This window comes from Aggregatilinea sp., assembly GCF_036822615.1.
Classification (GTDB): domain Bacteria; phylum Chloroflexota; class Anaerolineae; order Aggregatilineales; family Aggregatilineaceae; genus Aggregatilinea.
In genome coordinates this window covers 1-7,530 of the sequence record NZ_DAISHJ010000178.1, presented here as the reverse complement: position 1 = coordinate 7,530, position 7,530 = coordinate 1, and the positions used below count along the sequence as shown (strand labels likewise).

The 7,530-nt window shown below is 65.2% G+C and carries 6 protein-coding genes, 1 pseudogene and 1 riboswitch; of the genes and pseudogenes, 3 read left to right on the top strand and 4 right to left on the bottom strand.

Annotated elements, in window-relative coordinates:
- Positions 1 to 257 (bottom strand): annotated as a pseudogene (locus V7116_RS24755) (hypothetical protein); the annotation flags it as partial.
- Positions 258 to 425: 168 nt separating this feature from the next.
- Here V7116_RS24755 and V7116_RS24750 point away from each other — a divergent pair.
- Positions 426 to 1,409, top strand: a complete 984-nt coding sequence (locus V7116_RS24750) for an aldo/keto reductase (protein ID WP_324394675.1) — start codon at positions 426 to 428, stop codon at positions 1,407 to 1,409.
- A gap of 259 nt (positions 1,410 to 1,668) precedes the next feature.
- Here V7116_RS24750 and V7116_RS24745 read toward each other — a convergent pair whose 3' ends face one another.
- From V7116_RS24745 to V7116_RS24735, 3 genes are all read right to left on the bottom strand, one after another.
- Positions 1,669 to 2,556, bottom strand: coding sequence for an ABC transporter ATP-binding protein (locus V7116_RS24745; protein WP_324394674.1), 888 nt, complete (start codon positions 2,554 to 2,556; stop codon positions 1,669 to 1,671).
- Complete coding sequence (locus V7116_RS24740) at positions 2,549 to 3,934, bottom strand: ABC transporter substrate-binding protein (RefSeq protein WP_324394673.1); 1,386 nt, start codon at positions 3,932 to 3,934, stop codon at positions 2,549 to 2,551. Before V7116_RS24740 ends, V7116_RS24745 begins: the two co-directional genes overlap by 8 nt.
- A 367-nt stretch (positions 3,935 to 4,301) precedes the next feature.
- Positions 4,302 to 5,429 carry a FecCD family ABC transporter permease gene (locus V7116_RS24735; protein WP_324394672.1) on the bottom strand — a complete coding sequence of 376 codons (1,128 nt, stop codon included), beginning with the start codon at positions 5,427 to 5,429 and terminating at the stop codon, positions 4,302 to 4,304.
- Positions 5,430 to 5,585: 156 nt separating this feature from the next.
- A riboswitch (cobalamin riboswitch) is annotated at positions 5,586 to 5,746 on the bottom strand.
- A gap of 173 nt (positions 5,747 to 5,919) precedes the next feature.
- Here V7116_RS24735 and V7116_RS24730 point away from each other — a divergent pair.
- Together V7116_RS24730 and V7116_RS24725 are read left to right on the top strand one after the other, a co-directional pair.
- Positions 5,920 to 6,675 carry a dihydrofolate reductase family protein gene (locus V7116_RS24730; RefSeq protein WP_324394671.1) on the top strand — a complete coding sequence of 252 codons (756 nt, stop codon included), beginning with the start codon at positions 5,920 to 5,922 and terminating at the stop codon, positions 6,673 to 6,675.
- 178 nt (positions 6,676 to 6,853) lie between these two features.
- Positions 6,854 to 7,525, top strand: a complete 672-nt coding sequence (locus V7116_RS24725) for a CBS and ACT domain-containing protein (protein WP_324394670.1) — start codon at positions 6,854 to 6,856, stop codon at positions 7,523 to 7,525.
- Positions 7,526 to 7,530: the final 5 nt, after the last annotated feature.

The window sequence follows — 7,530 nt, the reverse complement described above, 5'->3', positions numbered from 1 at the left end:
GTGCCGGTAGACAGCGGCGCTTTGGTCGGCACGCTGACCGAGGGGGCAGGCTGAATCGTGCTGGCGCTGTCGGCTTCGGCGCTGGGCGGCGTGCTGGCGGGCGTATCGGTCGCGTTCGGAGCGGAGGTCGCCCACGCCAGCGGCGTCCCGACGGTCGGGCTGGCCTGTGGCGCCGGGTTGGTGGTCATGTTGCACGCAGCGAGCACCAGCGTCAGGCCCACGCAGCAGGCCCACCCGCGTCGCAGTCGATTGATCATACGCGTTACTCCTGAAGCCCCCACCCACGTGTTATTTCGCCGCGTATTGTAGCTTATGTTCCCATCCCGCACATATCCCAGCCTGTTACACGCCTGCCCCGCCGCACGACATGGGATATACTCGCAGCAATAACGATTTGAGCGAGAACTTTGAGGAGCGACAACCTTATGAACTACCGCGAATTGGGGCGTACCGGCTGGTCCGTGTCGGAAGTGAGCTTCGGCGCGTGGGCGATCGGCTCGGCGTGGGGCAAAGTGGACGACAACGAATCGCTCGCCGCGCTGAACACCGCCATTGACAACGGCGTGAACTTCATCGACACGGCAGACGTCTACGGCGACGGGCACAGCGAAAAACTGATCGCCAACGTGCTCAAGGGCCGCCGCGAGCAGGTCTACGTGGCGACGAAAGCCGGGCGACGCCTGCCGAAGCAGGTCCCCGAAGGCTACACGCGCGAAAACCTGACCGCATGGATCGAGCGCAGCCTGCGCAACCTGGAAACGGACAGCCTCGACCTCGTGCAGCTTCACTGCCCGCCGACCGCCGTCTACTACATGCCGGAGATATTCGGCATCATGGACGACCTGACGCAGCAGGGCAAGATCAAACACTACGGCGTCAGCGTGGAAAAGGTCGAAGAGGCGCTGAAGGCCATCGAATTTCCCAACGTGAAGACGGTGCAGATCATCTTCAACATGTTCCGCCACCGTCCCAGCGATCTGTTCTTCCCCGAAGCGAAGCGGCGCAAGGTCGGTATTCTGGCGCGCGTGCCGCTGGCGAGCGGCCTGCTCACCGGCAAGATGACCGCCCAGACCACGTTTGCCGCCGACGATCACCGCAACTTCAACCGCGAGGGCGAGTCGTTCGACAAGGGCGAGACGTTCTCCGGCGTGAACTACGAGACGGGCTTGCAAGCGGTCGAGGAACTGCGCGCGCTCGTGCCGGATAACGCGACGATGGCCCAGCTCGCGCTGCGCTGGATTCTGATGTTCGACGCGGTGACGTGTGTCATTCCGGGGGCGAAGCGGCCTTCGCAGGCGCTGGATAACATCCACGCCGCCGATCTGCCGCCGCTGACCGCCGCGCAGATGGACACCGTCCGCGACGTGTACGACCGCCTGATCCGCCCGCAGGTGCATCACCTCTGGTAGCGGGGAGGCAGCGGTTAGCCGTTAGCGATTGGCGGTTAGCTCAAAGCGGGGCATTTTGTAGGGGCGTATTGCGATACGCCCCTTTTTCGTGTGGCGTACACGGTGAAAAAAATCGGGCGGGTTATCGTAGAAACCTCACCCCCGGCCCCTCTCCAATCAAGTTGGAGAGGGGAGACAGGCGGCGGCCAACAGGGTTTTGTGGAGGCGGATCACAGCCCCGCCCCGGCGGACCTAATCCCTGTTCCATGGCCCCTATTCCCTACCGCCCCGTCCCGGCAAGCGCGTGCGACGGGTGCGGCGCGGCATCCGCGCTGCCGGTGATCGCCAGCCGCAGGAAGCCCGTGATCGGGTCGTGGTAGGGCTGCACGTCCACGCAGTACACCTCGGCCAGCAGATCCGGTGCCAGGACGGCTTCGGGCGTGCCCTCGGCCAGCACCGTGCCGTGATGCAGCATCACCAGCCGGTCGCAGTAGCGCGCGGCCATTTCCAGGTCGTGCACGGCCACCGCCGCGCCGAGCCGGTCCTGCGCGACGAGGCGGCGCAGCAGGTCCAGCACGCCCAACTGGTGCTGCACGTCGAGGTTAGCGGTCGGCTCGTCCAGCAGCAGCACGCGCGGCTGCTGCGCCAACGCCCGCGCGATCAGCACGCGCTGGCGCTCACCGCCGCTCAGCGTATTGATCAGCCGCGCGGACAGGTGCGCGGTGTCGGTGCGTTCGAGCGCGAACTGCACGATTTCCCGGTCACGCCCGGTTTCGATCTCGAAGCGGCCCAGGTGCGGGCTGCGGCCCATCATCACGATCTGCTCGACGGTGAACGCAAAATCCAGCGCCGTAATCTGCGGCACGTGCGCCACGATACGCGCGATCTGCCGCGTGGAATAGCGGCGCAGCGGCTGGCCGAGCAGCGTCACCTCGCCGCCGACATCCGTCCACAGCCCGCCGATGGCCTTCAGCAGCGTCGATTTGCCCGCGCCGTTCGGCCCGACCAGTCCGACCAGTTCCCCCGCCGCCACGGAAAACGACACGCTTTGCAGCAGCGTATTCTCATCGCGCCGCACCGTGATCGCGTCCGCACGCAGCAGCGCGGCATCGCTCGAATGGCCGTTGGAATGCCCGTTCTTGGGGCGGGCGGAGTTGAGCTTAATCATGGGCCGGTTCCTCGGTGGCAATCATCGGAAGGTCGGGAAATGCCTGCGGATACAGGGCGTACGCCACATCTTCGACGCCCTGAGCAATGTACTGGCTGACGTTGGTCATGTGCGCGGCGTTGATGGCATATACGCGGCCCTCCTGCACGGCGCGCAGCGTGCCCAGTGCCGGGTCGGACGTGAACCACCCGAGTGGATCGTCTTTCCCGCTGAACCACCCGCTCACCAGCACCACGTCGGGATCGGTGCTCAGCACGAATTCGGGATCGACCAGCGGGTACGCCTCCAGCCCGGCTTCGGCCACGACGTTCACGCCGCCCGCCAGATTGATGATCTCGTCCACAGTGCTGCCGGGGCCGTACGTGATCCCGCCCGGCTCGTAATAGAGCACGCGCACCGGGTCTTCGCCCGCCACCGCATCCTGCACCGCCTCCAGCCGCGCGTCCATCTCCGCGATCAGGGCGTCGGCGCGTGTTTCCTCGCCGGTCACTTCACCCAGCAGGCGGATGTTGGCGCGGATCTCGTCCACGCTGTTGAACTCGGACAGGGCAAAGACCGGGACCTGCGCGTCTTCGAGCTGTTCGAGCGCGGCGGGGTTGCTGTAACTCGCCATCACGACCAGATCCGCGTCCAGGCTGATCAGCAGCTCCGGGTCGCCGGACAGATCGGTGTGCTCGATGCCGTCCAGCCGGTCGCTGATGTTGCTGATCGCCGGATCGTCCGCGAAGTACGACACGCCCAGCAGCCGGTCCGGCCCGACGAGATCGAGCAGGATCTCGTCCGAGCCGAGCGTCACGGACGCGATGTGCTGCGGCGGCGTATCGAGCGTCATCTCATGGTCCATGCCATCGACCACCGTGCGCGGAAAGGCCGCCTCGGCCCCGCAAATCGACTCGAACGACAGCGCAGGCGGCGGCGCGGCGCTGGTATCGCTGGTGTTGCGCCACCACCAGCCCTCGACATCGCCCTGCTGCACCGCATACGCCGACGCCCCGGCGATGCTGAACTGCCACGTCCCCGCGTCGCTCAGGTGGAAATAGGACCAGTAGGTGCACGGACCGTCGCCTTCGCACTGGCAAAAGCACGAGTCGCCGGGCGGGGTGCAGCCCACACCGTCCAGACGGCAGACCGTCGCGCCCATCGAGCTTTGCTCGGCCAGCGTATCCAGCCCGGTCGCTTCCAGCGCGTCGAGGCCGGTAGGCGCGTTGCCGTCGAGCGTCACACAGAACGTCTGGACGCTGCCGTCCTCGCCCTGTACGATGACGCCCGCCTGGATGGTGGGATCGTCGCCCTGCGCGCGGGCGATCCCGCTCCCCAGCAGCGCCCCGGCGATCAGCGCCACGCCCAATACGGCGGAAAATAGTTGGCGGACGGTCATCCTTAAAACTCCTTGTAAGCGATCAGGCTTGAGCAGTTGGCGATTCACCAGGCGCGCTCTTCAGGTAACACTTGCACGATGCGTAGGAGCAATTCGTGAACTGCCCCTACCGGGCGGGTTGATGCGGTTTGGTAAATAACTCGTCCGCACCGCGACCTCACCCCCGGCCCCTCTCCAATCAAGTTGGAGAGAGGAGACAAGCACGGCCCCATAGTCCGTAGGGGCGGGGCTTGCTCCACCCGGCTCTCGCCGGTTGCCGCCCCGCTCGTCATGCCGTCGGCGGGTAGGGTTCGTAGGGGCAATTCATGAATTGCCCCTACCGGGCGGGTTAAAAACCCGCCCCAACAGGCTCGCCGCAAACGTCGCTCTACAACATGGCGATGCGGCGGCGGTTGCGCCACAGCAAAAACACGAAAAACGGCCCGCCGACCAGCGCAGTGACCGTCCCGACCGGCAGCGTCTCCGGCGCGATGATCGAGCGCGCGAGCGCGTCCGCAAACACCAGAAATGCCGCGCCGCCGATCAAACTCGCAGGCAGAAGCACGCGGTGATCGGGGCCGATGATCAGGCGCAGGATGTGCGGCACGACCAGCCCCACGAACGCGATGGTGCCCGCCACGCTCACGGCGGACGCGGTCAGCAGGCTGCTGAGCGCCAGCAGGATCAGGCGCACGCGCGACACGTTGACGCCCAATGACTGCGCGCTTTCCTCCCCGATGGTCAGCAAGTTCAACTCGCGGCTGTACAGCAGCAGCAGCACCGCCGAGATCAGGATCGGCCACACAGCGATACGGAAATATGCCCAGCCGCGCCCTTCCAGGCTGCCCACCACCCACGACAGCACCGATCGCGCTGCGCCCGCATCCGATGTGCGCAGCAGCAGCACGGACGTCAGCGCACCCAGCACGGAATTGAGCGCGACCCCGGCCAGCAGCAGCGCCGCCAGATTGGTGCGTCCCTGCTGGAGCGACAGCCCATAGACCAGCAGCGCGGCCAGCCACGCCCCGACGAAGGCGGCCAGCGGCACGCGCCACAGCGCGTTCGATAGGGGGCCGCTCGTCAGAAGCCACAGATCTCCGGCGGCGGCCTGCGTCATGACCAGCACCACGCTGAACGACGCGCCCGCGCTGATCCCGATGATGCCGGGGTCCGCCAGCGGATTGCGGAACAGGCCCTGCATCACCGCGCCCGCGCAGGCCAGCGCCGCGCCGACCAGCGCCGCTACCATCAGCCCCGGCAGGCGCACGACGGTCACGATGCGATACGTGGCCGAGCCTGCGTCAAGGCTGTGATGCAGCCCGACGTATTGCAGCAGGGACTCCGCAACGTCACGGTAAGGGATCGAGGTCGAGCCGACCGACGCGGCGTACACCATCGCCGCCAGCAGCAGGAGCAGCAGCGCGCCGCAAATCAGGAGCAGGCGGGGCAAAATGCCCATCCCCGCCAATAAAAAGGCTGCGCGTGGACGTTCGGCAGCGTTGAGGGAAGAAGCCACGGTCGATCTCGTTTCACACGGCCAAACAGAGTCAGGGTGCTTCGCCTGGGAGGGATCGAAAAACCCGGCCATGTGGACCGGGTTGGAACGCCTGTACCGGGGAACCGGTGGAGCGACAGCTCCGGAGTAGCTCCAACCCCTCACCGCGAAGGTCGAAACTCGGATTCCTCTGTGGCGGGCGACCGGGCTTGAGGGCGCGTTGTTCACCCTGTTACCGTTGCGGGTCAGCGCAGGACTTGCACCTGCTTCGCCATCGCGGAGTTTCACCGCGACGCTTTGCCATCCGGGGCATAAGCGCCACATAGGAAGACGATATGCCCTTACAATAGCGCCACACGCGCAAACATGCAAACAACCGTCCGTTTCGCTCCTCGCGCCCCGACCGTTCCGCCGCTCTCGATTTCAAACCCATTTGAGGGAAAACTCTCCATTAGAACACCAGGGGTGTATGATCGAAGATGTACAGGTGCTCTAACGCGGAGGAACGAACGTGACAAAACCAAAAGTGGTGGTCGTGCAGGCGGCATCAGTCGATGGCCGGTTAACCCTTTCCCCCGATACCCTGCTGATGGCCGCGATGGATCGCTGGGTGGCGGTCGCGGGCGCAAGCGAAGTGTTCCTTAACACGCTGAAACAGACTTACCAGCCCCAGGCACAGCTTGAGGGCAGCGGATCGTTCATGTTGGAGAGTATGACGCCCGACCCGCTGCCGCCCGCCGACGGCGATCTCGCCGCGCTCTACGACGACTTCCTGCCCGCCGAGATCGTGAACCAGCCGGGGCGGCGCTGGTTTACGGTGGTGGACAGCCGGGGACGTATCCGCTGGATGTACAAAGAGATGCCCGGCGAAGACGGGACGGTCTGGTATGCGCTGCTGCTCGTCTCGCGCCAGACGCCGCCTTCCTACCTCGCCTACCTGCGCCGCGAGACAATCCCGTACCTCGTCGTGGGCGAGGATCGGGTCGATCTGGCCTGCGCGCTGGATAAGCTCAACACGCTGCTCGGCGTCACGACGGTGATGTCAACGGCGGGCGGCACGCTGAACGGGGCGCTGCTGCGCGCCGGGCTGATCGACGAGGTGAACATCGACTTCTTCCCCGGCCTGATCGGGGGCCGCGCGACGTCCAGCCTGTTCGATTCGACCGAGCTGGGGCCGGACGACATCCCCACCCGCCTCAACCTGATCTCGGCGGAGGCCCAGCCGGACGGGCACGTCTGGCTGCGCTACGAGGTCGCGCCGCGCTGACGGTCGAGACGCGCGCCAACGAGGGAAGCCGCAGGGCCGGGAACGTTCCGGCCCTGCGTGCGTTTGGCGGGTCGGCGGCCCGTATTGGAGTGCGCCGCAAAAAGCCAGATCGCGTATACTTAATGAGTAGGAACTTAAAGTTTATTTTCACTCACTGATCCCGTGGAGATAGAACCGCATGTTAGTCAAAGACCGTATGTCCGTGAATCCTATCACCGCGCTGCCGGAGACGACGCACAAACAGGCCGTCGAGCTGATGCGCGAGAATCAAATCACTCACCTGCCGATTGTCGATAAGAGTGGACGGCTGGTCGGCATCGTCGTCGAGGAAGATCTGTTCCACGCACAGCCAACGCCCGCCACCACGCTCAGCATCTATGAGATTCACAGCCTGCTGTCGCGTTTGCAGCTCAAGGAAATCATGCGCCACCCGGTGCACACCGTCGTGCCGGACTGCCCGCTCGAAGAAGCGGCGCGCATGATGATCGAAGAAAACGTGGGCTGCCTGCCGGTGGTCGATAAAGACGCAATCATCGGGATCATCACCGACACCGATATTTACCAGACCTTCGTGGGGCTGTTGGGCAGCGGGCGCGAAGGTGCGCGCTTCACGCTGCTCGTCGCGGACCAACCGGGCAGCCTGGCGAAAGTGGCGAAGATCGTGGCCGATATGGGCGGCAACATCATCAGCGTCGTCACGTGGCAGAACCGCTTTGACGAGCAGGTTTACATCACCATCAAGGAATACGGGGCCGATTACCACCAGCTCGAACAGGCGCTCGACGCGATGGACGTGGACGTGGTCGATATCCGCGAGCACCCCGCCTGCGCCCCGACGCAGTACGGTTAGCCGCT

Bases quoted from the DNA above. Each gene is read 5' to 3' on its own strand.
- V7116_RS24750 (WP_324394675.1), top strand. From the start codon at position 426: ATGAACTACCGCGAATTGGGGCGTACCGGCTGGTCCGTGTCGGAAGTG.
- V7116_RS24745 (WP_324394674.1), bottom strand. From the start codon at position 2,556: ATGATTAAGCTCAACTCCGCCCGCCCCAAGAACGGGCATTCCAACGGC.
- V7116_RS24740 (WP_324394673.1), bottom strand. From the start codon at position 3,934: ATGACCGTCCGCCAACTATTTTCCGCCGTATTGGGCGTGGCGCTGATC.
- V7116_RS24725 (WP_324394670.1), top strand. From the start codon at position 6,854: ATGTTAGTCAAAGACCGTATGTCCGTGAATCCTATCACCGCGCTGCCG.